The organism is uncultured Paenibacillus sp., assembly GCF_963515335.1.
Taxonomy (GTDB): domain Bacteria; phylum Bacillota; class Bacilli; order Paenibacillales; family Paenibacillaceae; genus Paenibacillus_I.
This window is the reverse complement of the sequence record NZ_CAUPYC010000016.1, coordinates 36,480-62,885: the sequence shown is the minus strand read 5'-3', so window position 1 is coordinate 62,885 and position 26,406 is coordinate 36,480. Positions and strand designations below refer to the sequence as shown.

The 26,406-nt window shown below is 59.0% G+C and carries 25 protein-coding genes; 19 read left to right on the top strand and 6 right to left on the bottom strand.

Translation table 11 applies throughout. From position 1 onward, the window contains the following. The 4 genes from RWM61_RS08030 to RWM61_RS08020 all read left to right on the top strand — a co-directional run. Positions 1–977: plasmid pRiA4b ORF-3 family protein (locus RWM61_RS08030; RefSeq protein WP_399538164.1), on the top strand; the 977-nt coding region annotated here is incomplete at its 5' end. 61 nt (positions 978–1,038) lie between these two features. Next, entirely contained in the window at positions 1,039–1,236 is a 198-nt protein-coding gene (locus RWM61_RS20245) for an SEC-C metal-binding domain-containing protein (protein ID WP_399538170.1), read from the top strand. Continuing rightward, entirely contained in the window at positions 1,205–2,002 is a 798-nt protein-coding gene (locus RWM61_RS08025) for a hypothetical protein (RefSeq protein WP_313999313.1), read from the top strand. Before RWM61_RS20245 ends, RWM61_RS08025 begins: the two co-directional genes overlap by 32 nt. 198 nt (positions 2,003–2,200) lie before the next feature. Further along, complete coding sequence (locus tag RWM61_RS08020; protein ID WP_313999311.1) at positions 2,201–2,431, top strand: hypothetical protein; 231 nt, start codon at positions 2,201–2,203, stop codon at positions 2,429–2,431. Positions 2,432–2,572: 141 nt separating this feature from the next. On the opposite strand, the gene RWM61_RS08015 is transcribed toward RWM61_RS08020, so the two are convergent. Beyond that, positions 2,573–3,061: an RsfA family transcriptional regulator gene (locus tag RWM61_RS08015; RefSeq protein ID WP_313999309.1), complete on the bottom strand. Its 489-nt coding sequence runs from the start codon at positions 3,059–3,061 to the stop codon at positions 2,573–2,575. Between the two features lie 142 nt (positions 3,062–3,203). Between RWM61_RS08015 and RWM61_RS08010 the strand changes: the two genes are divergently transcribed. Continuing rightward, positions 3,204–3,599, top strand: a complete 396-nt coding sequence (locus tag RWM61_RS08010; protein WP_313999307.1) for a DUF3889 domain-containing protein — start codon at positions 3,204–3,206, stop codon at positions 3,597–3,599. 91 nt (positions 3,600–3,690) lie between these two features. Here RWM61_RS08010 and RWM61_RS08005 read toward each other — a convergent pair whose 3' ends face one another. From RWM61_RS08005 to RWM61_RS07995, 3 genes are all read right to left on the bottom strand, one after another. Continuing rightward, positions 3,691–5,607: a glycosyl hydrolase family 18 protein gene (locus tag RWM61_RS08005; RefSeq protein WP_313999304.1), complete on the bottom strand. Its 1,917-nt coding sequence runs from the start codon at positions 5,605–5,607 to the stop codon at positions 3,691–3,693. A 189-nt stretch (positions 5,608–5,796) separates the two neighbouring features. After that, entirely contained in the window at positions 5,797–6,075 is a 279-nt protein-coding gene (locus RWM61_RS08000) for a YxcD family protein (RefSeq protein WP_313999301.1), read from the bottom strand. Positions 6,076–6,077: 2 nt separating this feature from the next. Next, on the bottom strand, positions 6,078–6,497 hold the full coding sequence (locus RWM61_RS07995; RefSeq protein WP_313999299.1) for a hypothetical protein: 420 nt from the start codon (positions 6,495–6,497) through the stop codon (positions 6,078–6,080). A gap of 157 nt (positions 6,498–6,654) precedes the next feature. On the opposite strand from RWM61_RS07995, the gene RWM61_RS07990 reads away from it, so the two are divergent. Then, positions 6,655–7,188, top strand: a complete 534-nt coding sequence (locus tag RWM61_RS07990; protein ID WP_313999297.1) for a DUF309 domain-containing protein — start codon at positions 6,655–6,657, stop codon at positions 7,186–7,188. 34 nt (positions 7,189–7,222) lie between these two features. On the opposite strand, the gene RWM61_RS07985 is transcribed toward RWM61_RS07990, so the two are convergent. Both RWM61_RS07985 and RWM61_RS07980 read right to left on the bottom strand, forming a co-directional pair. Beyond that, positions 7,223–7,810, bottom strand: a complete 588-nt coding sequence (locus RWM61_RS07985) for a carbonic anhydrase (protein WP_313999295.1) — start codon at positions 7,808–7,810, stop codon at positions 7,223–7,225. 45 nt (positions 7,811–7,855) lie between these two features. After that, positions 7,856–8,173 carry an iron-sulfur cluster biosynthesis family protein gene (locus RWM61_RS07980; protein ID WP_313999292.1) on the bottom strand — a complete coding sequence of 106 codons (318 nt, stop codon included), beginning with the start codon at positions 8,171–8,173 and terminating at the stop codon, positions 7,856–7,858. 103 nt (positions 8,174–8,276) lie between these two features. On the opposite strand from RWM61_RS07980, the gene RWM61_RS07975 reads away from it, so the two are divergent. From RWM61_RS07975 to RWM61_RS07915, 13 genes are all read left to right on the top strand, one after another. Next, positions 8,277–9,791 carry a carboxypeptidase M32 gene (locus RWM61_RS07975; protein ID WP_313999290.1) on the top strand — a complete coding sequence of 505 codons (1,515 nt, stop codon included), beginning with the start codon at positions 8,277–8,279 and terminating at the stop codon, positions 9,789–9,791. 126 nt (positions 9,792–9,917) lie between these two features. Beyond that, on the top strand, positions 9,918–10,922 hold the full coding sequence (locus RWM61_RS07970; RefSeq protein WP_313999287.1) for an ABC transporter substrate-binding protein: 1,005 nt from the start codon (positions 9,918–9,920) through the stop codon (positions 10,920–10,922). A gap of 45 nt (positions 10,923–10,967) precedes the next feature. Continuing rightward, entirely contained in the window at positions 10,968–11,807 is an 840-nt protein-coding gene (locus RWM61_RS07965; RefSeq protein WP_313999284.1) for an ABC transporter ATP-binding protein, read from the top strand. Beyond that, complete coding sequence (locus RWM61_RS07960) at positions 11,776–12,669, top strand: ABC transporter permease (protein WP_313999282.1); 894 nt, start codon at positions 11,776–11,778, stop codon at positions 12,667–12,669. The genes RWM61_RS07965 and RWM61_RS07960 overlap by 32 nt, the downstream gene beginning before the upstream one ends. Before the next feature lie 44 nt (positions 12,670–12,713). After that, positions 12,714–13,670 carry an aromatic acid exporter family protein gene (locus tag RWM61_RS07955; RefSeq protein WP_313999280.1) on the top strand — a complete coding sequence of 319 codons (957 nt, stop codon included), beginning with the start codon at positions 12,714–12,716 and terminating at the stop codon, positions 13,668–13,670. A 91-nt stretch (positions 13,671–13,761) separates the two neighbouring features. Beyond that, positions 13,762–14,322 carry an outer spore coat protein CotE gene (locus tag RWM61_RS07950; protein ID WP_313999278.1) on the top strand — a complete coding sequence of 187 codons (561 nt, stop codon included), beginning with the start codon at positions 13,762–13,764 and terminating at the stop codon, positions 14,320–14,322. Between the two features lie 232 nt (positions 14,323–14,554). After that, entirely contained in the window at positions 14,555–16,405 is a 1,851-nt protein-coding gene (locus RWM61_RS07945; RefSeq protein WP_313999276.1) for a putative amidoligase domain-containing protein, read from the top strand. Positions 16,406–16,696: 291 nt separating this feature from the next. Next, positions 16,697–19,429 carry a DNA mismatch repair protein MutS gene (mutS, locus tag RWM61_RS07940; protein ID WP_313999274.1) on the top strand — a complete coding sequence of 911 codons (2,733 nt, stop codon included), beginning with the start codon at positions 16,697–16,699 and terminating at the stop codon, positions 19,427–19,429. Between the two features lie 19 nt (positions 19,430–19,448). Then, positions 19,449–21,473, top strand: coding sequence for a DNA mismatch repair endonuclease MutL (gene mutL / locus RWM61_RS07935; protein ID WP_313999272.1), 2,025 nt, complete (start codon positions 19,449–19,451; stop codon positions 21,471–21,473). After that, positions 21,470–22,246, top strand: coding sequence for a class I SAM-dependent methyltransferase (locus tag RWM61_RS07930; protein ID WP_313999270.1), 777 nt, complete (start codon positions 21,470–21,472; stop codon positions 22,244–22,246). Before mutL ends, RWM61_RS07930 begins: the two co-directional genes overlap by 4 nt. Further along, positions 22,243–23,286 carry a tRNA (adenosine(37)-N6)-dimethylallyltransferase MiaA gene (miaA, locus tag RWM61_RS07925; protein ID WP_313999268.1) on the top strand — a complete coding sequence of 348 codons (1,044 nt, stop codon included), beginning with the start codon at positions 22,243–22,245 and terminating at the stop codon, positions 23,284–23,286. The genes RWM61_RS07930 and miaA overlap by 4 nt, the downstream gene beginning before the upstream one ends. Next, positions 23,283–23,525: an RNA chaperone Hfq gene (gene hfq / locus RWM61_RS07920; RefSeq protein WP_313999266.1), complete on the top strand. Its 243-nt coding sequence runs from the start codon at positions 23,283–23,285 to the stop codon at positions 23,523–23,525. Before miaA ends, hfq begins: the two co-directional genes overlap by 4 nt. Positions 23,526–23,702: 177 nt before the next feature. Continuing rightward, on the top strand, positions 23,703–26,363 hold the full coding sequence (locus RWM61_RS07915) for a PBP1A family penicillin-binding protein (RefSeq protein WP_313999264.1): 2,661 nt from the start codon (positions 23,703–23,705) through the stop codon (positions 26,361–26,363). Positions 26,364–26,406: the final 43 nt, after the last annotated feature.

Below are 26,406 nucleotides of genomic sequence, written 5' to 3'. Positions count from 1 at the left end.
GTAAGCAAGACTTATCCACAGGTTTGAGTTATCCACATTCCGAATTCATGTTAAAAACTTCGGCATGGGAAACCTTTCAAAGCCTGAATCCTTTTGAGAAGTATGTTTATATGCTGCAAACTTACTGGACCCGCTATGATTTTAACGGTAAGTTTTCACGCTGGATTTCGATATCGGCCTTTTACAATCTGCTGGCAACCGTGGCTGGTGTTGAAGCTCAGCAGCGCGTTATGAAAGATCAAGGTTTTATAGATCTGCTGTATTCGGAAGGAGCAGACTTTCTCCATCATTTGAGCTTCTTTGGTTGGGGAGAACTGGAACAGATTGAAGGCGCTAGGGGTAAATATGAGGACTCCATCCTTGCGTTCCTTCCGAACGAATTTGGCATCGAGGCATGCCGTTACCTGCTATCAAAAGCGCTTCCATATTGGAACAGGAATGACTTGCCGTTCTTGCTTTCGGCCTTGGAAATCAAGGCTTTCAAGGAAAAAGACGAGCATCCCTTTGAGGTCTTTAGAAATCTGTTTCCGGAAGGCTACATAAACGAGACGGTAGAGGAGCCGGAAATGACCCATGCCGGTGTCTATACCTTCAAGGTGAAGCTGTCCAAAAGCGTGTGGAGGAAAATTGAATTGTCCCACAACCATTCCTTATACGATTTGCATATAGCGATTCAGGATGCGTTTGATTTTGGCAACGATCATCTTTATGCGTTCTACATCGGGGGTAGCGAAAGGACGGGAAATCCAATTTATTGCCCGGAGGCTGCGGAAGGGAAAGCCGACACCTTATTTGTGAAAGTCTCGGATGTAAGCCTTTATATTGGTGCAAGTATGCTGTATTTATTTGATTTTGGAGATGAGTGGAGATTTGATGTCGAGCTTGTGCATATCGAGGAAGATGCGCCTTTGCCGCTCAAGCCAACAATTGTCGAGTCCAAGGGAGAAGCGCCAGAGCAATATCCGTTGTGGGATTGATAAGCGTAGTTTCCCCTGATCTAAATCACAATAAACGTAGAGAAAGTGAGTGGATGAAGAAATGAATCCCGGAAGAAATGATCTCTGCCCATGCGGAAGCGGAAAGAAGTACAAGAAGTGCTGTATACCCCTATATGATAAACCCGGCGTGTCTGCCGCTGTCTCTATGCATATAGGGGGAGAAAGCGGCCGGATTGTCTGCTCTGTTCAAAGAGGCGGATTTTTGGATGCCGGAGCGGTTGAACCCGTTGTCAGATGAAGAGATCGTTTCCAAGTTGGAGGAGTTGGGTATCTCTGTGAGCCGCTATGAATTCGTTGATGACTTGCGTCGCAGCTTGGATCCGGGCACAGTGGCGGAGCTGTGGCGGGAACGTAATCAGACTCGCATCCAAGGGAGAGACGCGGATTTTCCCTATTGCGCAGCGGTGCAGCTAAGCCGGAGATGGGCCCCGGACCTATACAGTATCGAGAAACTGGAGGATATCGTCGACCGATTGGATATTCTTTCGGGCGATAAGTATGTTCAGGAAAGGCTGGACATGTACCGGCTGGTGTGGGATCAATTGAAGGAGTTGTACATTCACTCTATGGGACTGCGCTCGTTGGATCAACTGAATCGGGAGATGAATACAACGTATGATTTCGAATGGGTTGTGTCCGATTATCAGCATGAACTCCGAAATGCATCCATCGGTCTGATGGAGCGGAAAGCCTTGCTTGAAGAGCGAATTACCGTGTGCAAGGAAATGCTGGAGCTGCTGCCTGACACGGATGCCCATAATTTGTTGAATTTACGCAGGGACATTGCCGAATCTTATGAACTCATGAAAGACTACGCTCAAGCTGAGCATCTCTACGAACAGTTGACGAACGAACAGCCAGATTGGGTATGGGGATATGTAGGTTGGGGTGATATGTACAACATGAGAGGCGATGAAGGAGATCGGGGAAAGGCCGAGCAAATTTACCGTTTGGGGCTTGAACGATGCCGGGAAGATCGTCAGGTGCTGAAGGAGCGGCTGTGAGACAATTGGATAGGTAATTCCAAAGTTTAAAAAATCGACTAAGTTTGTTATTTGTTCGGGGCACAGGAGCGGAAATTACCGATTAAGATCATTGCCCTATGTATAATACAAGCTTTAATCGCAAGGATGTCCGAAATCGCCACCGGAACAATCCATGAATCGGTTTCTTGGGGTCGGAATTAGGCAGGAGGGAAGGTCATGCTTGACCAATCGGAACAACGCATTGCCGGGATATTGGGAGTTGAAACGATTGAAGGAGAAGAAGATGGATACGACCTGCCTTCTGTTTCTTATGAAACGCTAAAGCTTTACAGGGAATACTTGATACGAAAACTGACTTTTCCATTTGAGGCGGTTTGCGATCGTGATACAGGACAATTGAAGTCAATGACATTCAAAGTGCCTGTAAGGCACCGACAACCGACTTGAATGAACTGGAGGCTGTTGTCGGGCGCCATATAGCGGAATTAGGAAAGGCTGCCCCGGCAGCGGGCTCAACCCGCTGCTGGGGCAGCCTTTCCTTGCGGTATCGCAAACGGCCGGTCGGAGCCGACGGGCCGCATAAAAGTTCTAATTTGCCTTCTCCAGAAATCCGAGATCTCTTGCATGCTTAAGTATTTTCATTAAATGATGCAGATCCTCGCTTACCAGCAGTTCTGGGCGTTCTTGATGCAGCTTTTCCTTCAGTCGTGCGATCTCCGCTTGCTGCTCTTTTACTTTTTCCTCGAGTTCCTCGATATATTGCGATACGGCTCTAAGAGGCGATTCATCCGATGGGGCATGTTGCGGCTCGCCACGGGTGATCACAATGTCCGGTTGCCCATGGGCTTGTCCCTTTTTATGCTGCAGCCGCTCTTGTTTCGCTCTGCGAATCGCGTTTTCGTATTGCTTTCTCAGCTCGCTGTTCCACCTGAACCCGCAGGCGGCTGATGTGCGGTTAAGGCGCACCGAAGCCTGTTCAAATGCCATAAGCTGAGAATTCCCGCACTGAATATGTCTCAGGACGGTCTCCGCTAAAAACGAATCGTCCTCCGCAGTCCATTTATCTTTTCGATCCATCGTTCATATAACCTCCATCTCTCTTTTGTTCCTATTTTATCCCTGCGGCGGGAATTCATTCCTACACCCTCAAAAATCGGTCCAATCGAATGGTTATGAGCGAGTTGGAAAACATACTCACAAAGAAAGGAGAGTGATTCCGATGCGAAAAGCCATAGCCGCAGTATTGCTTTGCTGGGTCATTTTAGCTGCTCATAGTTCGGCGGTGGATGCCCGCGCAGCCATAGAACCCACAATTACTGTGGGGAAAAAGGAACTGACGGCGCTGGCCAGGTCCGTTGTAGACAAAGTGACAATGAAAAATCCTGAGTATGTCGAGTGGGGTAGAATGGCAGTGCAGGAGACGAAGAAAAAGTACAGTGCGGAGATCGTGGATTACCTTCATTTGGGGCGAGTCAACGTATCCTCCAAACTGTCTGAGGAAAAGTTCAAGCTGTGGCTGCGGAAGGAGAATAAAGAATTCGGCGTCTACGTCACCATCAGGTTCAATCCGCTGAGCGGCAGGGTACAGTCAATCGAATACCGGGAAGACACATAGTGAGGTTTAATATGCCGAGAAAAAAACAAGTCTGAGCAGGCCATTTCCAGCATCTCAGACTTGTTTTCGATTTAGCTGGCTTCAGTGCGCCTTATTTCTTCTGCAGCATGGAGGTCCACAGCTCGGCCGGCTCATAGCCGAGACGCCAGGCCGCAACGCCGGCCAGGTCGTATTTTTTGGCCAGGTCGATGCGCGCCAGCGTCGTTTGCGGCGTTTCCGCCCAGAATGCGTACTGGAATCCGTCCTTCACGTACGTGTATTTCGTCTGCCCGAAGCGAGTGTCGAACTCCGCCTCGGCGTCGACCGAAGCGAGCAGGGCAGGCACGTCCTTCATATAAATCGCGCGGCTTTCGAGCAGCTTGCCCGCGCCATCCATTTTCCACTCCCGAACATAGAACGGAACGCCGAGCATCAGCTTCGTCCGGGGAATTCCGTAAGAGAGGAAGTCGAGTATGCCCTGCTCGGTCCATTCCAAGCCCGCGACCGACCCAGGGGTTTCACTGCCTTTCCAATACTGGTCGTAAGCCATGATGACGACACGATCGACCAGCGCGGCCAGCTTCTCATGATCATAGGCCGTCCGTTCGTTCCATTTGATATCGCCCCGGGGAAGATCGATGGAGACCGACAGCCCCTTCAGGCGGGCGGCCGCAGCCAGATCGCGCACAAAGGCGGTATACCGGTCGCGGTCGGCGCCGGCCATCGCTTCAAAATCGAGGTTGACGCCGTTCGCGCCGATTTCGGCCAGCTTGCCGACCAATGCGTCGATGAACGATTTCTGCGCGGCGGGATCGGCGAGAAAGGCGCTTGTCAGCTTGGCGTCGAACTGATTGTGGACAAGCGGCATGACCTGCGTGCCGCCCGCCTGCAGCTCTTCAACGACGGAAGCATCCGACGTATCGGTGAGCTTGCCGGTTGCGTCCGCAAGCTCGAACCAGGTCGGCGAGTCGATGTCCAGGCCCTGTGTACTGGCCGCCTGCGCGAGAATCGTATCCCGCTGCGAAGTTCCGTTCCAGCCGAGATAAAGCAGCTCTCGCAGATTGTCCCATATTGCGGTGCCGTCCTCCGTCACAATACGGGCGTTATCGTAGCCTTTGGCGAACGCCAGAGCGCCTTTTTTCGTATGAAAATAGCGGACCAGCTTGTCGCCTTGCATGACCTGAAGGTAGGGGATATTGGTCCACCAGACGAGCCCGTCCTTGACGATCTCCGCGCCGGTTAACGCTTTGGCGTACGCGATCGCATTGTCGAGCCCGAAAAAGCGGCGTACGTCCTTGCCGTTCTGCGTGACCAGGTAGGCAGGAACGTTCGAATGGACGATTGCGCCGGTAACGGTGTTCATCACTTCACTGTTCGGCATGGATGCCGAAGCGCGGATCGCGTCAAGCAGAAAGGCATAATCCCGTTCGCCGGCCGGCATGCCGTCCACGTTGATCTGGTAGGTCGGCGTTTTTTTGCGTTCGGCTTCTTTCTGTGCCGCTGTGAGGTTGTCCCAGATCCATTCGTTCGTAAAGGTATCCATGATATGAATATTGCCGTAAAATTTCGCCGCCTTCCTGGCTTCGGCGATCGTAAGGAAGCTCCAGTTCGGAAGCGTCTTGTCTCCCTGATAGACCCGGTAGCGGGCATAGCGGCTGTACGCCCAACCCGGCTGCTCCAAATCGCGGATATGTACGTTCGTCATCGTCTTGGCGACGCGAAGCGCTTCCGCATACGTCCGGAATTGCCAGTTGTCCGTCGTGACGCCGTTCTGATACACCTCATAGCGGGGAAAATTGTCCCAAGTCCATTCGCGGCCGGCTATTTTCTCGACGCGGCTGTAACGAAAGCTTTTCGCATAGGCGACGGCCTGCGACTCGGTCGCAAATTCCCGCAAGGCCTTGTCGTTCTGATACACCCGAAACTGCGTCATGCGCGCGGCATCCGGCGCCGCGGACGCGATCCCGGCCGTGAGGGTTGCCTGGACGGTAAGCAGCATCGCCAATCCAAGCTTGATCCTGTTGTTCATAAATGCGTTATCCACTCCTCTCCCAAATCATTAGACGCAAAAGAGTGGAAGAGGTTGCACAGTATGTTCACAGAATCTTCGGGAATGAAGCGGATTTTTCCGGCTTGGAGCGGCGGCAATTATAAAATTCGAAACAAAAAAGCTGCCGCCAAGTCATTGGACTTGTCCGGCAGCCTTTTGCCTGTTCAATTAAACGGCGATGTCAGCCCAGATTTCATCATCCAAGCCGAGCGTAATTTGCGAGCGGAAGGCGCGCATGCCGTATTGGCGCAGCACATATTGCTCGATCGCTTCAAGCAAATTCGCCTCGATCAGAAACTGGCTTCTGCCTTGCACCCAAACCTCGGCGGTATAGCCGTATTCCTCGTCCCATGCCAGCTCCACTTCGACCTCGGTCGGCTGGACGCCCTTCCGGTCGGCCATGTGGAGGCAGACGGCATTGATGACTTCATCCATATAAATCCGCATGCTTAGTACGGTCTCCGCTGATTATCCAGTCTGCGTTTCTCGCGGAAGTAGCGGATGGCCGAGCGGATCGCGACGATAATGAAATAGATCGCGAGCACATTGACCAGCAAGCCGAGAAAATCTCCGAACCCGCCCATATTGGCAAACATGCCGCCGAACAGAAGGCCGGCCAAGCCGCCGATCATCAGGCCTTTCACCAAGCTGCCGCCGCTGAAAAAGCCGCGGTTCTGCGCCGTCGTGCCTGCTGTGGCGCCCTGTTTATTCGGCTGCGACTTCTGCACGTTGTCGGCCGGTTTGGAAGGCGTTTGCGTGTAGCTTTTCCTGGGAGATTTGAAGCCCCCGCGTCTAGCGTCGGATGTATCCGGCATCGAGAATGCAAAAAATACGGTAAAAGCCATGACCAACAACATCAATTTCTTCATTTCGTCAATTCTCCTCCTGGTGAATGGATAGATTCTTTGCCTTCAACTATAATTACGTCTAATATAGACATTGGTTTCAGTTTTTATCCGATACAGCCGAGTGCGGGTTTCGGCCGGTCGCCGCAAGCCGGCAGCCGAATAAGGAGTGTGCGGGGTTATGCGCGATTATCCTGAAGCTTACCGGGATTATCTGATACAATTTCACGCGACGAGAGATTTTTTCGAGTGCCACGAGCTGCTTGAGGAATATTGGAAGAAGCTGCCGCCGTCCGAGCCGGACCGGGACGTATGGGTCGGCCTGATCCAGATCGCGGTGGCTTCCTATCACCATCGACGCGGCAACCGGAGCGGCGCGCGCAAAATGTTCGGCCAGGCTGCCGGCAGATTGAAGCGGGACGCGCTCGGCCGGCTCGGCCTGGACGGGGAAGCGCTGCTGCGCGTCGTCGACGGGCGAATAGCGGAGCTGGACGCGCATCCGGAATCGGCGCCGTACCGCGAGTTTGATCTGCCTTTTGCCGATCATGCGCTCCTGCAATGCTGTATGGAGGAGAGCAAGCGGAGAGGCTTGAAATGGGGAACGCCGAGCCCGATGGGGGATCGACGGTTGATCGACAGGCATACGCTGCGCGACCGTTCCGACGTCATTGAAGCAAGGGCGGAGGCGGCCGCATCGAGAAAGAAAAGGACTTGACGGCGCATCGCCTGCGCCTTCAAGTCCTTTTTGCTCACGGCTGAGACACGGCATCCGTTGCGCCGGTGTAACCGTCCACTACCAGCTCAAGCGCGCCGGTCTCGGGATCGACGATCATACCATGCACCGGCGTTCCGGGCGGCAGCAGCGGATGATTGTGGACGATGCGCACGCTGTTCTCGACGCTCTCGCGCACGCTGTCGAAGCCGGTCAGCCAGCGGTGAAGGTTGAAGCCCGCGTTCGTCAGCGTTTCGATCGTGCTGTCTTCGATGCCGCGCTCCGTCATATGGGAGAGAACGATATCGGGGTTGAGTCCGGTCATGCCGCATTTATGATGTCCGATGATGAGCACCTCGGCCGCATTCAGTTCGTAGAGGGCAATCAGAATGCTGCGCATGATGTTGCCGAACGGCTGCGTGACGATTGCGCCGGCGTTCTTGATAATCTTGACGTCCCCGTTGCGCAGGTTCATCGCCTTCGGCAGAAGCTCCGTTAGACGCGTGTCCATGCAGGTTACGATGACCATCCGCTTGTCGGGAAATCTATCAGTCAGATAGGCCTCGTATTCTTTGTCTTCGACAAACTTCTTGTTGAACGACAGTATGCTCTCAATGTTGTTCATTCTATTATTACCTCCTATACGCTCTCTTTATTGGCTTGCCTGGCTCTATTTAAGAAGACGAAGGTGGGTGGTGTAGGTCTGGTTGTCGCTCCGCAAAATGAAGGAGGGAGTCCCGGGCCGGCAGTCCACCTTCAGCTCGTCTTCAAAAAAGACTTCGTATCGCTTCTCATACCATACTTCAAAAGGTCCGCCGGCCGCCTTCACATCGCCTTCCTCGGGCCGGTCGATCCGCAGCAGCGTCGGCACGCCGTTCATGACGCAGCCGCAGCCGTCCGTATCGTAAAGCAGCTTCAAGCGGGCGGATTCTCCGGGCAGCTCGGACGATAGACGTTCGGACGCCGCCGGCGAAAATGTGATTTTCATGGTGCAACTCCTTTCGATCGCCTGGCGATTTGGATTAGATTTGATTATACGACGCGCAAAAAGTATGATCAAGTGGAGTACATAAGCGAAAGGTGGGCTTTCGATGGAGAACGGCGCGAACGGGACGCTGCAGACGTTCCGGGACCGGATCAAACAGATCAAAAGCTATGAAGAAGCGCTTGGCGTTTTGTACTGGGATTTGCGGACCGGAGCGCCCAAAAAAGGGGTGGAGCAGCGTTCCGAGGCGATCGGCGTGCTGTCGGCGGAGTCGTTCAAGCTGGCGACCTCGGCCGAGATGGGCGAGCTGCTGGACGCATTAGGCGCGGCCGGGACGAAGGAGCGGCTTGGAGACATCGACCGCAGGCTGGTGGAAGAAACGAAAAAGGACTACGACCGCAACAAGAAAATCCCGCCGAAGCTGTATCAGGAATACGTCGTGCTCACTTCGCAGGCCGAATCGTTCTGGGAGGAAGCCAAGGAGAACGACGATTACGCGGGCTTTCAGCCTTACCTGGAAAAAATCATCGATTACACGAACCGGTTCATCGACCTGTGGGGAGCCAGGGCTACCCGCTACGATACGCTGCTGGATATGTACGAGCCGGACATGACGACCGCGGAGCTCGATCGCTTGTTCGGCGGCCTGCGCGAGAAGCTGGTGCCGCTCGCCGCCGCCATCGCCGCTTCGCCGCATCAGCCGGACCGCTCGTTCCTCGGGCAAACCTATGATAAAGACGCACAGAAAAAATTCAGCCTGTTCATTCTCGGGCAGATGGGCTACGATTTCAGCGCCGGCCGGCTGGACGAGAGCGTGCATCCGTTCGCGACCGGCCTCAGCCCGGGCGACGTGCGGATCACGACGCGATACCTGCCGAACGACGTGACCAGCGCCTTGTTCGGCACGATCCATGAAGGCGGGCACGCGCTCTACGAGCAGAACATCATGCCGGAGCTGATCGGCACGACGCTGTGCACGGGCACCTCGATGGGCATTCACGAATCGCAATCCCGGTTCTGGGAAAATGTGATCGGCCGCAGCCGTCCGTTCTGGCAGCGATATTTCGGCGAGCTGCGCAAGCTGTTTCCTGGACAGCTGGACGTCGACGCGGAGGATTTCTACCGGGCGATCAACACGGTAGAACCGTCGCTGATCCGGATCGAGGCCGACGAGCTGACCTACAACCTGCACATCATCATCCGTTATGAGATGGAGAAGGCGATTTTCAACGAAGGCGCGAAAGCGGCGGATCTGCCCGCGCTGTGGAACGAGAAGTATAAGGACTACCTCGGCATCACCCCGCCCAGCGATAAGGAAGGCGTGCTGCAGGACGTCCACTGGTCGGGAGGCGCGTTCGGTTATTTCCCTTCCTACTCGCTCGGCAACATGTACGCGGCGCAGTTCGCCGATACGCTGGAGAAGGAACGGCCGGAGATCTGGTCGGAGGTCGGGCGTGGCAAGCTGCTGCCTACTAAGGAATGGCTGACCGACCGGATTTACCGGTACGGCAAGCTGGAGACGCCGTCGGAGATCGTCAGGCGCGTAACGGGCAAGCCGTTGGATCCTTCCTATCTCGTAGCGTACCTCGAAACGAAATACATGGATATCTATAAATTGTAGAATGAATCTGCAGGAAGCCGATTTGCGGAGCCCACGGGCGCCGCAAGTCGGCTTTCTGTGCTGAAAGCACCGCCGGGCGTCCGGCTGCATAGGCTATCGTACCAAACGTTTAGGTAGGTGGTTCGGATGCGGTGGCGCAAAGCCATGGCGCTGGTGCTGTTTGCGGGAATGCTCGCTTCGCTTGCGGCCGGGTGCGGGCAAGGGAAAGAGGAAGGCAAGGTGAAGGTCAGGGTGGGCGAAGTAACCCGCTCGCTGTTCTATGCGCCGGAATATGCGGCGCTCAGCCAGGGATTTTTCGCGGAGGAAGGGCTCGACGTCGAACTGCAGACTACCTTCGGCGGCGATAAAACGATGACCGCGCTGCTCTCCGGCGGCATCGACATCGCGCTGGTCGGATCGGAAACGTCCATTTATGTGTACCAGCAGGGCTCGGATGACCCGGTCATCAATTTTGCGCAGCTGACCCAGACGGACGGTACCTTTCTCGTCGCGCGCGATAAGCCGGCGAAATTCGATTGGAACCAGCTGAAGGGCAGCACGTTCCTCGGGCAACGCAAAGGCGGCATGCCGCAGATGGCCGGCGAGTTCGCCCTTAAGAAGCGCGGCATCGATCCGCAGGGCGATCTGGAGCTGATCCAGAACGTCGACTTCGCCAACATTCCGGCGGCGTTCGCGTCGGGAACGGGCGAGTACGTGCAGTTGTTCGAGCCGCAGGCGTCGATTTTCGAGAAAGAAGGCAAAGGATTTGTGGTCGCTTCGTTCGGCGTCGAGAGCGGACGTCTGCCCTATACGGTTTTCATGGCTAAGCGGAGCTTTATAGACGGCAACAAGGATACGATCCGGAAGTTTACAAACGCGCTCTACAAGGCCCAGAAATGGATCGCCGAGCAGCCGCCCGAGACGATCGCGGACGCGGTGCTGCCTTACTTCGAGGATACCGAACGCGAGCTGGTCGTCAGCGTCATAAAAAGATACAAGGATCAGCAGTCGTACGCGGCCGACCCGGTTATCGACGAGCAGGAATGGAACAACCTGCTTGACGTCATGGCGTCCGCCGGCGAGCTGAGCGAAAGGACGCCGCACGAGGCGATCGTCGACAACAGCTTCGCGGAGCAGGCGATGAAGCGGTAGAACCGGAGCCGGTCGGCGCAGGACTGCGGAAAGGAGAAAGAGCCCATGCAATCGAAGCATCGGAACGGCGCGCGCAACGTGATGCTCGAGCTGACGGGCGTTTCACACGCCTACGTCGGCGCGCACGGCGCCCGCCTGGCTGTGGAAGGCTTTAACCTGGCGATAGGAGCGGGCGAATTCGTCACCCTGGTCGGACCGAGCGGGTGCGGCAAAACGACCGTTCTCAACCTGCTTGCCGGGCTCTTTCCGCCTTCAAGGGGACGGGTGCTGTTGTCCGGGAAGCCTGTAACGGGACCTTCCGCAAAGATCGGCTATATGCTGCAGCAGGATTATTTGTTTCCGTGGCGCACGATCCGGGACAATGTGCTCGTCGGCTTCGACATTGCGGGCAAACGAAGCGCAGAAGCCGCCGCTGCGGCGGACGGATTGCTCGCCGAGCTCGGCCTGCCGGACTCGGGCGGCCGTTACCCGCACGAATTGTCGGGCGGCATGCGGCAGCGCGCCGCGCTGGCGCGCACGCTCGTCGCCGGGCCCGACGTGCTGCTGCTCGACGAGCCGTTCTCCGCGCTGGATATGACGATCAAGCTGCAGCTTGAGGATCTCGTCTGGGAGACGCTTCGCAGACTCGGCAAGACGGCGGTTCTGGTCACGCATGATTTAGCCGAGGCGGCGGCGATGAGCGAGCGGGTCGTCGTGCTCGCCGCCGATCCGGGAAGGATCGCCGACGTCGTCGACGTGCCTGCTGAAATCCGGCGGTTGAAGCCAACGGAAGCACGCAAGGCGGAAGGGTTCCATGCGCTGTTCGAGCGGCTTTGGAAAGGGAACGGTTTGAGCGGCTCGGAAGGAGGCGGGGATGTTGGCGATGGAGAAGGATCGCGGCAATGACAGGGAGGCTGCGCGGATCGCTTCGGCTGCGGCCCGGGTGGCCGGCGCGGGGCAGCCGGGTTGGCTTAAGGCGCTTGAAGCGGAATATGCGCGGCGGGCAAGACGAACGACGGCGGCCGTACGGCTGGTGCAGCTGCTCTTGCTCGCGGGTATGCTCGTTCTCTGGGAAGCGGCGGGGCGCAACGGGTGGATCGACCCGCTGCTGTTCAGCTATCCGAGCAAAATTTTCACGTATTTGGGGACGACGGCGGCGGACGGCACGCTCTGGCCCCATCTGCTGACGACCGTGACCGAAACGGTGTCCGGCTTTGTGCTCGGCACGCTGCTGGGGGCGGGGCTGGCCGCGCTGCTGTGGCGGGTTCCTTTTTTGTCGCGCGTGCTTGATCCTTACATGGTCGTGCTGAACAGCATGCCCAAGGTGGCGCTCGGACCGATTCTTATCGTCGGCCTCGGCCCCGGCTACCTTTCGATCGTCGCGACGGCGCTGTCGGTCACCGTCATCATCACGACGCTCGTGATCTACAACCGGTTCCGCGAAATCGACGCCAATTACGTCAAGGTCGTCCGCCTGTTCGGCGGCACGCGCGCCCAGGTATTCCGGTTCGCGATTCTGCCCGCCTCTTTTCCGGCGATCGTATCGGCTTTGAAGGTGAACGTCGGGCTTGCGTGGATCGGCGTGATCGTCGGCGAATTTCTGACGGCAAAGCGGGGACTCGGTTACTTGATCATTTACGGCTTTCAGGTGTTCAATTTCACGCTGGTGCTGTCCAGCCTCATGGTGATCGCCGTCGTCGCGGCGGCGATGTACCGGCTCGTGTCGGCGCTAGAGTCGTGGTTGACGTCCGGATGGCGGGAACGGTAGACTTTCTGGTAAAGTACAGAAAACGGCCGTTGGAGGTTCCCCGGATGGGCATTCGCGTCATTAAAACCGCTTTGGCGGCTCTGCTTGCGATTTATACCGCTTATTATTTTCAATTGGCGTCTCCGCTGTCGGCCGGCTTGCTTGCGGTCATCGGCGTCGAGGTGACGCGCATGAAAGGCCTGCAAAGCGCGCTCGTCCGATTGGCGGCGGCGGTGCTCGGCCTTTTTTTCGCTTCCGTCATCTTTCTCGTGTTCGGGTTTCATATCTGGGCGGTTTCTTTATTTATCCTGATCGGCTTTCCGGTTATGTCGCGATTGGGGCTCAAGGACGGAATCGTGACGAGCTCGGTCGTCGTATTTCATCTGTTCGCGGAGGGTGAAGTGTCGGAAGCCTTGTTCCTGAACGAAGCGCTTCTGCTGCTGACCGGCCTTGGCTGGGCGACCGTCGTCAATCTCGTCTACATGCCGCGCGAGGACCACAGGCTGGAGGAGCTGCGGCGGAGAGCGGAGGAGAAGCTGACGGACATTTTCCGCGAGTTGGCCGCCACGCTGCGCGATCCGTCCCGCGTCTGGAACGGGGAGCAGCTGTTGGACGCCGAGAGCGCGATCGAGGAAGGCGCCCGCCTGGCGGAGCTGAGCCGGGAAAACCGGTTTTGGCGGTATCAGGCTTATTGGGGGACGTATTTCGATATGCGCGCAAGGCAATTCGAGACGGTCGGGCAGATGACCGCGATCATCGCGTTTGTCTATGAAAAAAGGCCGCAAGGCGAGCTTATCGCCGACCTGCTCGATATTCTCTCGGAAGATATCAAGTCGGACGTATACACAGGCGTTGCCGAGCGGGAGCTCGCGGCCCTGGAGCGGCGCTTTCGTTCGATGCCGCTGCCGCAGACGCGCGAGGAATTCGAAGTGCGCGCTGCGCTGCTGCAGCTTTGCCGGGAGGTCGACCGCTTTCTCTCCATCGCCAAGAGATGGAAGAAAAAAAGCTTTCAACAGCCGTAAGTCGTCCGAAATAAAATAAAAGAAACAGTCACCCTAGACGAATGTCCTGCATACACTTTAAATGAATGATTGTATGGAGGAGGTTAAATACATGGCATTGGCAGATAAACAGCTTTCGTGCAGAGAGATTATTACAAAAGCTGTCTGCGGCAAAGGTCGTAAGTTCTCCACCGTAAGCCATACCGTAACGCCGCCTCACCATCCGTCGAGCATCCTGGGGGCATGGGTCATCAACCACCAGTACGAAGCGGTTCGGTCGGGCGACGGCATCGAGGTGATCGGTACTTACGATATCAACATCTGGTATTCTTACAACCGCAACTCCGAAACGGATGTGGCAAAAGAAACGGTTTCGTATGTAGACAGCGTGCCGCTGTCCTATCTTGACCCCAAACATAGGGCTTCCACGGAAGAGGTGTCCGCGGAAGCCACCCAGGAGCCGAACTGTGTGGAGGCGAACATCACTTCCGGCGGAACGGGCGTCCTCGTGCGCGTCGAGCGCGAGTTCGCCGTCGAGATGATCGCCGAGACGAAAGTGTGCGTAGCGGTATGCAAGGGAGGCTGCGACGACGACGGCAAGGATTACGAATACGGGATTGCGGACGGCGGTTACGAGGATCTTGATCCGGATTTGCTGGACGACGAGCTGTAATCCGGAGCCTCGGGCCGCATATCGGCCGGTCTCGGGACCCCCGCAAAGTAATCGGTGTTGCTTCAAAGCTTCACGTCACTTTGTGGGTGAGTTGTTGGGATCAGTGTATGCGGCAAAGGTCGGCGTTTTGAGGGCGGAAGCCCTCTTTTTTGTTGAAAACGCCAAAATAGGCGAGGGATAGGCGCGAGATGGCACGTGTGTTTCGGTCTGCGTAAGCGAAGGGGGGGTGAACGTGGCTGGAATCGTATGGATCGCGTCGACCGGGGAGAAGCGATCGGCAATCGCGAAAGCGGCCGCTCTGCTTGACTGGCCCGTAGCAGGGAGGGACGGTGAGCCGGAGGACGGCGACGTCGTGCTGGACGCCGTGCCGGCGGCCGGACGCGGCGCGAAGCCGGACGGTGGAGGGACTGCGGAGCGGAGCGATGGGCTGCGGGGCGAAGCGACGTCCGGGCGAAGCGAAAAGGCAAAAAGCGCGCCGGGTACCGGCGAGCGCATGGCCGAGTGGGAGCAGCGGGGCATCTGGGTGCTTCGCGGCTGGGGCTCGCATGGAGGCCCGTCCGATTGGGCGGAAGCCTCGTTGCGGCTTGGGCGCGCCGGATTCCGGACGGGTTTGGACGAGGGAGGCTTCGACCTCCCCGCCGGGCTTGCGTCCGTTCGCGGCCATCCATCCACATCGCGGAGCACAGGCCGATCGGTTCCCATCGGACCGGCGGCTGTCGGCGGGGGGGCGGGCGGAGCCGCAGACGCGGCGCAACGGCGGAACGCTGCCGACAGGGCCGTTGAAGCCGCTGCGGCAGCCGGTGCGGGCGTCGATGAGGCAGCTGGTGCCGGAGCTAAAGCGGTTGCCGCGGCGGGAGGTGAAGCGGCGAAGCGAGCGCCGGTTGATGCGGAGGAGCGCTCGCGTTCGAATTGGCGCTTTTTCGAGGTGCCGGTATTCCATCTCGAAGCTTTGGCGATCCGGCGAACCGGGCAAGGCCGGGTGCCTGCGGATTGGAGCGCAGCCCATCCGCTGTACCGGAAGCTGTCGCGCGAGGCGGTGCGTGCCGTATATGCGCTGGGACTTGACTACGCGGCGGCGCGCTTGGCTGCCGACGATGAAGGAAGTATTCGCATTGTAGGAATGCGAGCCCCCGTTGTGCAAGAAACGCGACTATGGAATGCGGCGATGGCGGCGTTCGCCGCGGAATGGCGGCGGGCTGTTCGCGGCGAAGCGGATGATAGCGGAGACCGCATTCGAGCGGTGGGAGACGGAGGGCACGGGGACGGAAAAGGCAATCGGGCGGCGGGCGGCGGAAAGCAGACGGCGTTGTTGATCGGAGCCGACCCCGAGTTCGTGCTGCTCCGTCCCGACGGGATGATCGCTTCCGCCGACCGGTTTTTTCCGCCGTCGGGCGCCGCGGGAACGGACACGGTGCGGGCGGGTACCCGGCTGCTTCGCCCGATCGTCGAGCTGCGTCCGGATCCCGCGGAGGATCCGGGCGAGCTGTCGCGCAACCTGTGGAGGCTGCTCCACCGGGCTGCCGGCTTGACGGTCGGACAACCGCTGCGTTGGCTGGCCGGCGCCATGCCGGTGCGGGGAGTGGCGCTTGGCGGCCATCTCCATCTTAGCGGCGTTGAATTGAACGCGCGGCTGCTGCGTACGCTCGACAGCCTAGTCGCGCTGCCGCTCGCCGCGGCGGAGGATTCAGCCGGCCGCAGGAGACGGCTCCGATATGGGGCGCTCGGCGATTTCCGCCGCCAGCCCCACGGCGGATTCGAGTACCGGACGCCGCCCAGTTGGCTCGTATCGCCGATGGTCGCGAACGCCGCCTTCGCCTTGGCGCTGGCGTCGGCCCGCGACTACAGGCGCCTTACCGTACCGGAGCTGCCCGCCTGCGACGAGCGTTACCGGCGCGCTTATTACGATGGGGATCGGGAGCTGCTGCGGGAGGCATGCGGAAAAACGCATGACTCATTAAGACGGCTGCCGTCCTACGCCGCGCTCGGCCAATGGATCGAGCCGCTTTTCACCGCGATCCGGCTTGGAGCAACGTGGGACGAAAGCGCCGATTTTCGGCCGAAGTGGGGCATTCCGGTGCCGTAATGATGTGAAACGGCGTTTTGTCCGGGCGGGGCGCCGCAGTAAGCCGCAACAACCGTGCTGCAGCGCGTCCGGACCGCCGGTTGCGCAACGCAACGTCTTATCCGGCATGGTCCCGCCCGAAACCGCTCATGCCGGCGAATCGACTCCGGATGCAGGTGTTTTGCGGAACGCAAACCGGACGATAAGCGAGAGACGATGAAACCCTCCCGGCCTGTTCGCTCCACGCGCCGGACCATTTCTGGTATAATGGCGAAAGACGTTGAATACGGGCGAACCCCTAGGAGGAGCGGCATGACCACCACATATACGCCGATGATGCAGCAATATCTCGCCATCAAGGAAGAGGCAAGGGATGCGTTCCTGTTCTTCCGGCTCGGCGATTTTTATGAAATGTTTTTCGAAGATGCGATTCTCGCATCCCGCGAGCTTGATATAACGCTGACCGGTCGCGAAGCCGGGACGGCAGACCGTGTGCCGATGTGCGGCGTGCCGTATCATTCCGCGGAAAATTACATAGCGCGCTTGATCGAAAAGGGCTACAAGGTCGCCATCTGCGAGCAGGTGGAGGACCCGTCCGCCTCCAAAGGCGTCGTGCGCCGCGAAATCGTGCGCGTCGTCACCCCGGGCACCGTCATGGAGACGAAGTCGCTCGATGGCAAAGGAAACAACTTCATCGCCGCCGTAACGGAGGAGAACGGCTTCTGTGGCGTCGCAGTATGCGATCTATCGACCGGCGAGCTGTATGTCACCTCATTTTCGTCGTCGTTTGAGCTGATGCTGGACGAAATCAACATTTACCTTCCGGCCGAAATCGTCGGCGACGTGCAGCTGCTGGACCGTCTCCGGGCGGGAACCGGCTCGACCGGACGGCCGATCGTCTATACGGAGCGTGAGCCGATTGAAGAAGAACGCCTTGCCGAGCGCTTCGGGCAAGAGAAGCTGGCGCAATTGCCGTCCGTCAGGCGCAAAGCCGTCAGCCTGCTGACGGGATACCTGGAGGATACCCAGAAGCGTTCGCTCGGCCATGTGACGCAGATCCGAACTTACGAGCCAAACCAATATATGATTTTGGACCAGTTCACGCGCCGTAACCTGGAGCTTACCGAAACGGTGCAGGAACGCAGCAAGAAAGGCTCGCTGCTCTGGCTGCTTGACCGCACCTGCACGTCGATGGGCGCGCGGCTTATCAAGCGGTGGATCGACAAGCCGCTGCTCAGCAAACCGGCCATTGAAGAAAGGTTGGATGCGGTGGACAAGCTGTATCATGACCTGATTCTGCGTGACGAGCTTCGCTCTTCGCTCAAAGAGATTTACGATCTGGAGCGGCTTGTCGGCCGCGTCGCTTACGGCAGCGCAGGCGGACGCGACCTCAACGCGCTCAAGGCGTCGCTGCGCCAAGTGCCGGCGCTCGCCCGGCTGTGCGCCGATTCTGCTTCCGGGACGCTTCAGGCGCTCGTGAGCAACCTGGACGATTGCGCCGACCTGGCCGACTTGATCGATACGGTGCTCGTCGACGAACCGCCCGTATCGGTGCGCGAAGGCGGCCTGATTCGTCCGGGCTACGACGAGTATCTGGATCAGCTGCGCGAGGCAAGCACGAACGGCAAGAAATGGCTGGCCGACCTGGAACGCCGCGAACGCGAGGCGACCGGCATCCGGTCGCTGAAGATCGGCTACAACAAAGTGTTCGGCTACTATCTGGAAGTGTCGAAAGCAAACCTCTCGATGCTGCCCGAAGGGCGTTACGAGCGCAAGCAGACCTTGGCCAATGCGGAGCGATTCGCGACGCCCGAGCTGAAGGAAAAGGAAAGGCTCATCCTCGAAGCGGAAGAGAAGACGGTCGATCTCGAATACGGGCGCTTCATCGAGCTGCGCGACCATATCGCCTCCCACCTGCGCCGACTGCAGCGGCTGGCGGAGGTCGTTGCGGCGGTCGACGCGTATCAGTCGCTGGCGACGGTCAGCGCGGACCATCGGTTCAGCAAGCCGGCCATAGCGGACGGCTATGACCTGAGGATCGAGGAAGGGCGGCACCCGGTCGTCGAAGCGGTCATGGAAGGAACGCCTTTCATCGCGAACGGCTCGGCATTGACGAAGGACAGCCCGATGCTGCTCATTACGGGGCCGAATATGGCGGGCAAAAGCACCTACATGCGGCAGGTCGCGCTTATCTGCATCCTTGCGCAGATCGGCTGCTTCGTGCCGGCGAGGCGCGCGCAGATTCCGCTGACGGACCGGATTTTCACCCGGATCGGCGCGGCCGACGACCTGATCGGCGGACAGAGCACGTTCATGGTCGAGATGAAGGACATTCAGGTCATGACCGAAAAAGCGACCGCGCAAAGCCTCGTCATTATCGACGAGCTCGGACGAGGAACGTCGACCGGCGAAGGGATGGCGATCGCGCAGGCGGTCATCGAGTTCGTGCACGACCGAATCGGCTGCAAGGCGCTGGTGTCGACGCATTTTCACGAGCTTGCCCATCTGGAGGAGTCGCTCACCGGCTTGAAGAACGGCTGCATGGCCGTGGAGGAAAGCGGGGACGACGTCACGTTTCTGCGCAAGCTTGTCGCCGGAGCGGCCAGCACAAGCTACGGCATTTATTGCGCGCAGCTCGCGGGCTTGCCCGATTCGATCATCGGGCGCGCGTATCAGCTGCTCCATGCGGACGCCGCCGCAATCGCGTTCTCGCCGCCGGCTCGCCCGCGTGCCGCAGACGCCGTACGCGAGACCGCGGCGGCGGTTCAGGTGCTGGAGGCGGAGCCTGCCGAATCGATACGATCGGCACTATCGTCTCTATCGTCACCATCGGCAGTATCGGCAGTATCGGCTTCATCCGCTTTAGCGCCGGGCGTAACGCAGCTTTCCCTGTTTGAGGAAGCGGCTCCCGATCCGGCCAAATCGAAGCGGGCGGCCAAAGCGGAGCAGCTGGCGGACCAGCTCAAGAAGGTCGATTTAATGAATATGACGCCGATGCAGGCGATGCAGTGGATTTACGATATGAAGGCGAAGCTGTCGGAATAGGCGGCGGGGAGGGACGAGCATGGGCAAAATCAAAGTGTTGGACGAGCAGCTGGCGAACCAGATCGCGGCCGGCGAAGTCGTCGAACGGCCGTCCTCGGTCGTGAAGGAGCTCGTGGAAAACGCGATCGACGCCGGGAGTTCGGCGATCGACGTCCAGGTGGAGGAGGGCGGACTGGCGCTGATCCGCGTCACCGACGACGGCTCCGGCATCGAGCCGGAGGATCTCGAAACGGCATTTCAGCGGCATGCGACGAGCAAGCTGCTGACGAGCAGGGATTTGTTCCGTATCGCGAGCCTCGGCTTCCGCGGAGAGGCGCTGCCGAGCATCGCGGCGGTGGCAAGGGTTGAATGCGTCTCCTCCGCGGGCGACGGCGGCTTGGGCAAGCGGCTCGTGATCGAAGGGGGCGCGGTTCGCGCCTTCGAGAACGCGAACGCTCCGCAAGGCACCGATATGACGGTGCGCGATTTGTTTTACAATACGCCGGCCCGTTTAAAGTACATGAAGTCGATCCAGACCGAGCTCGGCCATATTTCCGATTATATGAACCGGCTTGCGCTCGCCCATCCGGGCATCGCTTTTACGTTGAAGCATAACGGCAACACGCTGCTCAGGACGCTCGGCAACGGCGACCGTCTGCAGGTGATCGCCGCCGTATACGGCACGAACACCGCCAAAGGGATGATACCGGTATCCGGCGACCACCCGGATTATCAGCTGCTCGGCTTCGTCTCGAAGCCGGAGCTGACGAAGGCGAACCGCAACGGCATTACCGCGATCGTCAACGGCCGATACATACGCAGCTTCGTCATCAACCAGGCGATTTTGCAGGCGTTCCATACGCTGCTTCCGATCAACCGTTATCCGCTGGCGGTGCTGGAAATCGGCATGCATCCCGGCCTCGTGGACGTGAACGTCCACCCGTCCAAAATGGAAGTCCGCTTCAGCAAGGAGCCGGAGCTGAAGTCGTTCATCGAGGAGACGCTCCGCGCGGCGCTCGGCGGATGCGTTCATATTCCGTCCGGCGCCCCGCAGCAGCGGTCCAAACCGGTTTTGGTGCAGGAGCGCATATCGTTCCGCCGGCCGGAGCCGGATTTCCCGCCACCTTCCCCTACGGCGAATGAACGTTCGAATGGCGGGCGCGGCCAGGCGCCGAACGGGACATTCGCCGCTGAGAGGCAGCCGCTGCACCGCGGCCCGGACACGTTCGACAAAGGCCGGGACAAGCGTGCGGGCGTTCCGCCGCTGCCCGCCGTGCCGCCGGACGCCGCGGAGAAGCTGTATGCCCCGCCTGGCAAGCTGCAGGCGGATTGGGCGATCCGGGAATCGTCTGCCGCGCTTGAAGCGGCCGGGCATCCCGAACAAGCGCAAACGGTAGCCTTGCCTGAACGGCCGCCGGCTCCCGGCGAAGCCGAGCTTTTGGCGCCGTCGGAGAAATCGGAAGCGGGCGACAAAGGCCGTTTCCCCGAGCTGTCCTGGATCGGCCAGCTGCACGGGACGTATTTCGTCGCCCAGAATGAGAACGGCCTTTATCTGGTCGATCAGCACGCCGCGCATGAGCGGATCAACTACGAATATTATTTGCGCAAATTCGGCGAGCCCGCGCCGTACACGCAGCCGCTGCTCGTTCCGCTGACGCTGGAATTTACGGCGGGCGAAGCGGAGCTCGCGCGCAGCCGGCTGCAGGCTTTCGCCGAGGCCGGCGTCGAGCTGGAGCCGTTCGGCTTGAACGCCTTTCTCGTCCGCGCCCATCCCGAATGGCTGCCGAAGGGCGAGGAGCAGGCGATCATCGAAGAGATGGCCGAATGGATCCTGTCCGAGAAAAAGGCGGTCGACATCGCCAAGCTTCGCGAGAAGGCGGCGGTCATGTGTTCCTGCAAGGCGTCGATCAAGGCAAACGACCGGATGACGCGCGAGGAGGGAGAGGCGCTGTTAGGACGTCTCGCAGCCTGCGAGCAGCCGTATACGTGTCCGCACGGAAGGCCGATCGTCGTTCATATATCCACCTATCAATTGGAGAAAATGTTCAAACGGGTGATGTCATGATCGTCACGACCTCGGGCAAGCCGACGGAGGCGCAGATTGCCAAGGCGGCCGCATTGGCCGGCGAGCTGGGAGGCCGCTTCGTCAGGAGGGGCAATGAGACGTTGGCCGGCATCCGCCGCAAGCAGGCCGACGACAAACTTCTTGTCGCCGGCCCGGAAGGCATTCGTTTCTATGACGGGGACGAGCCGGCGCTCTATTTTCATCCCAGCATGGCGTTCGTCCGGGTCAAGCGGCTTCGCGGCGGCGAGCGCGACCCGATGATTGAGATAAGCGGCTGCGAGCCAGGCGACAGCGTGCTCGATTGCACGGCGGGCCTCGCCTCCGACGCGATCGTGTTCTCGTACGCGGTAGGCGGCGGGGGCGCCGTCACCGCGCTGGAGAGCGAAGCGGTGCTGCATGCCGTAGTCAAGGACGGACTGCAGACGTACGATACCGGTCTGCCGGACGTCGACGAAGCGCTCAGGCGCATCGTCCTCCTGCGGACTCACCATCTTGATGCGCTTGCTTGCATGCCGGAGCGCAGCGCCGACATCGTCTATTTCGATCCGATGTTCAGACGCCCGCTGCACGACTCCAGCGCTTTGGAGCCGCTTCGAACCGCAGCCAATGCCGAGCCGCTGACAGTCGAGGCGATCGCGCACGCGAGGCGCGTCGCCCGCAAAACCGTCGTGCTCAAAGAGCACCGGGACAGCGGCGAGTTCGACCGTCTCGGCTTCGAGCGGGCGCGGCCGAAAAACACGACGAAAATCACATATGGAGTGATCCGGATTTGACTCTGCACGGGAACGAACAAGACAATTGCGGCAATCAAGTCGTGAAGTCCCGCAAGCCACGTTTGGCGGCGCTGATCGGCCCGACCGCCGTCGGCAAGACGGCCTACAGCCTTGAAATCGCCAAACGCTGGAATGCGGAGATCATTTCCGGCGATTCCATGCAGGTGTACAAAGGCATGGACGTGGGCACCGCCAAGCTTCCGTTAGAGGAGCGGGAAGGCATACCCCACCATCTGATCGACATTTGCGAACCGGAGCATCCGTTCTCGGCCGCCGAATTCCAGGAGCGCTGCAGGGAGCTGATCGCCGAGATAACGGCCCGGGGCAGGCTGCCGTTCATCGTCGGCGGCACCGGGCTGTACGTGGAGTCGGTCTGCTACGAATATGAATTCGCCGAGACCGGATCCGACGAGGCTTTCCGGGCCGAGCAGCAGCGCTTCGCGGAGACGCACGGCGGGGAGGCGCTGCACGCCAGACTGAAGCTCGTCGACCCCGCGTCCGCGGAGCGGCTGCACCCCAACGATCTGCGGCGCGTCATCCGGGCGCTGGAGATCGCGCACTTGACCGGTGTGACCATGTCCGAGCAATTGGCCGGCCAGACGAAGACGTCTCCCTATGACCTCTGTCTCGTCGGTTTGACGATGGACCGCCAAAAGCTGTATGATCGGGTGGACAGGCGTGTCGATCTGATGCTCGAGGAAGGGCTTGCGGACGAGGTCCGCAGGCTGCTGGAGCGAGGCGTGCCGGAGAACGCCGTATCAATGCGGGGACTTGGCTACAAGGAGATCGTCCCGTATATTCGGGGCGAGCGAACGCTGGAGGAAGCGGTTCGCCTGCTTAAGCGGGACACGCGCCATTTTGCGAAGCGGCAGCTTTCCTGGTTTCGGCATATGCGCGGCATTACGTGGGTCGACGTGACGGATGAGAGAAATTTTTCGGGCAACGTTCAAGCAATTCATGATATACTAGCAGGAAAGTTTGAAAACCAGCTTGAATATATTTGTAATCAATCTTTTTTCGATGGGGGTAACGGCCAATGAACAAATCGATCAACATTCAAGATACGTTTCTCAACCAGCTGCGTAAGGACAGCATTCCTGTGACGGTCTACTTGACCAACGGGTTTCAGATCCGCGGCGTAATCAAAGCATTCGACAACTTTACGATCGTGATTGACAGCGAAGGCCGCCAGCAGATGGTGTACAAACACGCCATTTCGACCTTTACCCCGCAGCGCAGCGTATCGCTTATGCAGCAGGAGCCGAGCGGCGACAACTGAAACCTTTTGCCCTGCGGTTTCGTTTAAAAGTATACCGGTGTGCCAGAGCAACCCGTCTTGCACGTGCTGCCTCCCGCTTTCTTGACGGGCGGCCGCCGGCCCGGGTTGTTCTTTTCGTTTCAATCCGGGGTATAAATAGGCATGATAGAGAAAAAGAAACGGGAAGGGGAGTCTGACGTGTCGGAGAAACGTGCTGGACGAACAAGCGGCAACGCGAATGACGCGGCAAAACGCGTAAATAAAGGAAAGCACAAGCGGTCCGGTAAAAAGATCGGCGCCATCCTGTTCTTCACGGCGGCAACGGCCGTCATCAGCGGAATTATCGGGTATTTGCTGATCGTGCTGAACGGCGAACGGATTCTTGCGGCCAACCAGGGAGCCTTCGATTTTGCCGAAACTTCGGCCATCTATGACGCGAACGGCGTCGAGGTATCCAAGCTGTTCGCAACGGAGAACCGTGAATATGTGGACTTGCCGAAAATTCCGAAATTGCTGCAGGAAGCGTTCATCGCGACGGAGGACAAACGGTTTCGCGAACACTCCGGCGTAGACTTCTGGGCGATCGGAAGGGCGCTCGTGAAGGACGTCGTGGCCCGCGGCGCCGTTGAGGGCGGGAGCACGATTACGCAGCAGCTTGCCAAAAACATGTTCCTAAACCAAGACAAGACGTTTTTCCGCAAAGCTTCGGAGGCGTCGATCGCGGTGGCGCTGGAAAACAAAAAGACGAAAGACGAAATATTGGAGCTGTACCTGAACCGGATTTATTTCGGCAAAGGGGCGTACGGCGTACAGGCCGCGTCCGAGCTGTATTTCGGCAAAAAGGATTTAAACCAGCTGAAGCTGTGGGAGATGGCGACGCTCGCCGGCATGCCGAAGGCGCCGAACGGCTATAATCCGATCGGCAATCCGGAGCGATCCCGAGAGCGGATGGATGTCGTTCTTGACCTGATGCTCGAGCAGGGGCTTATTACTTCGGCCCAGGCCGAAGAAGCGAAAGCCGAGGCGGAGCAATACGAGCCTCCTGAAACGACCACGGAAAAGACGTCGACCCAAGCCTACCCGGCGTTCGTCGATTTCGTCGTGAACGAGGCGGAGCGCGTCACCGGCTTGACCGAGGAGGAGCTGCGGCTTGGCGGCTACAACATTTATACGACGCTGAATGTAAAGGCGCAGAAAGTGGTCGAGAAGGAATTCGCGGATCCGGACAACTTCGAGAAGAGCGTCGACGAACAGATCGTGCAGGGCGCGATGATTATTATGGACCATCGGACCGGCGAGATCGTGGCGATCGGCGGCGGGCGCGAATATGAGAAAAAAGGCACCAACCGGGTGCTCGAGCCGCGCCAGCCGGGCTCCGCGTTCAAGCCGATCACGGTGTACGGTCCGGCGCTTGAGACGGGGGACTGGTTCCCTTGGTCGATCCTGCGGGACGATAAGAAATGCTACGGCGATTACTGTCCGACCGATTCGAACCGCGTCAAGTTTATCGGACCGGTCACCATGGAGCAATCGCTCAAGGAATCGCGGAACGCGTCGGCCGTATGGTTGTTGAACGAAATCGGCATCCAACGCGGGCTCGGCTTCGCCAAGACGCTCGGCTTCCAGCTGGCAAAGGAAGACCGCAACCTGGCGATCGCCCTCGGCGGCTTAACGAACGGCGTTACGCCGATGCAAATGGCGACGGCTTACAGTGTGTTTGCCAACGGCGGCAAATCGGTCGATCCTCACGCGATCGTACGAATCGAGAGCAAGGACGGCTCGGTGAAGTATGAATATGAGAAGCCTCGGGCCAAGCAGCTCATGGAGCCGGAGACGGCCTGGTATTTGACCGAGTTGATGCAAGCCGTCGTGCAGAAGGGCGGCACGGGAACCCGGGCTGCGATCGGCGGCCGCCAGGTGGCGGGCAAAACCGGCACGACCCAGCACGGCATCCCGAATTTCAATTCGAGCGGCAACCGGGACGTCTGGTTCGCCGGATATACACCGGAATGGACGGCGGCGGTCTGGATGGGTTATGTCAAGACCGATCGCGAGCACGTGTTGAAGAACGGCAGCGGCATGGCGGCCTCCTTGTTCAGCAAGGTCATGTCGCAGGCGCTTGAAGGTGTTCCGGGCGGTAAATTTACAAGACCCGAAGGGGTGAAGGCGATTGAGAAGCCGCCGACCGTCGGAGGATTCTCCGTAACCTGGAACGAAGCCGAACTGGCCGTTCAGATCAGCTGGAACGGCCGGCCGGGCGAGGGGCTGGTTTACAATTTGTACCGCAAGGAAGCGTCGGAATCCGAGTTTTCGCTGATCAGCCAATCCGCGGACACATCGGTTCTGGACCGTGCCGTGCAGGCAAATTTGACCTATGAGTATTATGTGGCAGCTTATAACGAGCAATCGGGCGCCGAGGGCGATACCTCGAGCCGGCAGTCGATCACGATTCCGGAGCCGCTTGCGGAGCCGGAGCCGGAACCGGTTCTGCCGGAAGACCCGGGAAATGTTCTGCCGGGCAATGGCGCCGATGCGCCGGATGAGGGAACCGACTTGCCGCCGGGCGAGGGCGGCAACGGAGGCAACGGAGGCAACGGAGGCAACGGCTCCTTGCTGCCGGATGACGGCATCGGCAACCTGCCGCTGGAGGGCGGTACGGGCAATGCTCCGCCGGAAGGCGGCACCGGTACCGGCGACGATGGCGCGGCACCGCCTTCCGGAGACGGTACGCCGCCGCCGGAAGGCGGCACCGCGCCGTCCGAGCCGGCGGCAGGCGGAACGACTGGGGAGCCCGAGCCCGCACCGGCTGGCGGCAGTACGCCTGCCGCCGACAACGACGCGGCGGCGCCGCAACCTTGATAAGGGAAGCCGGCATAAGATGCGGGCCGCGTTGACGGCTGTA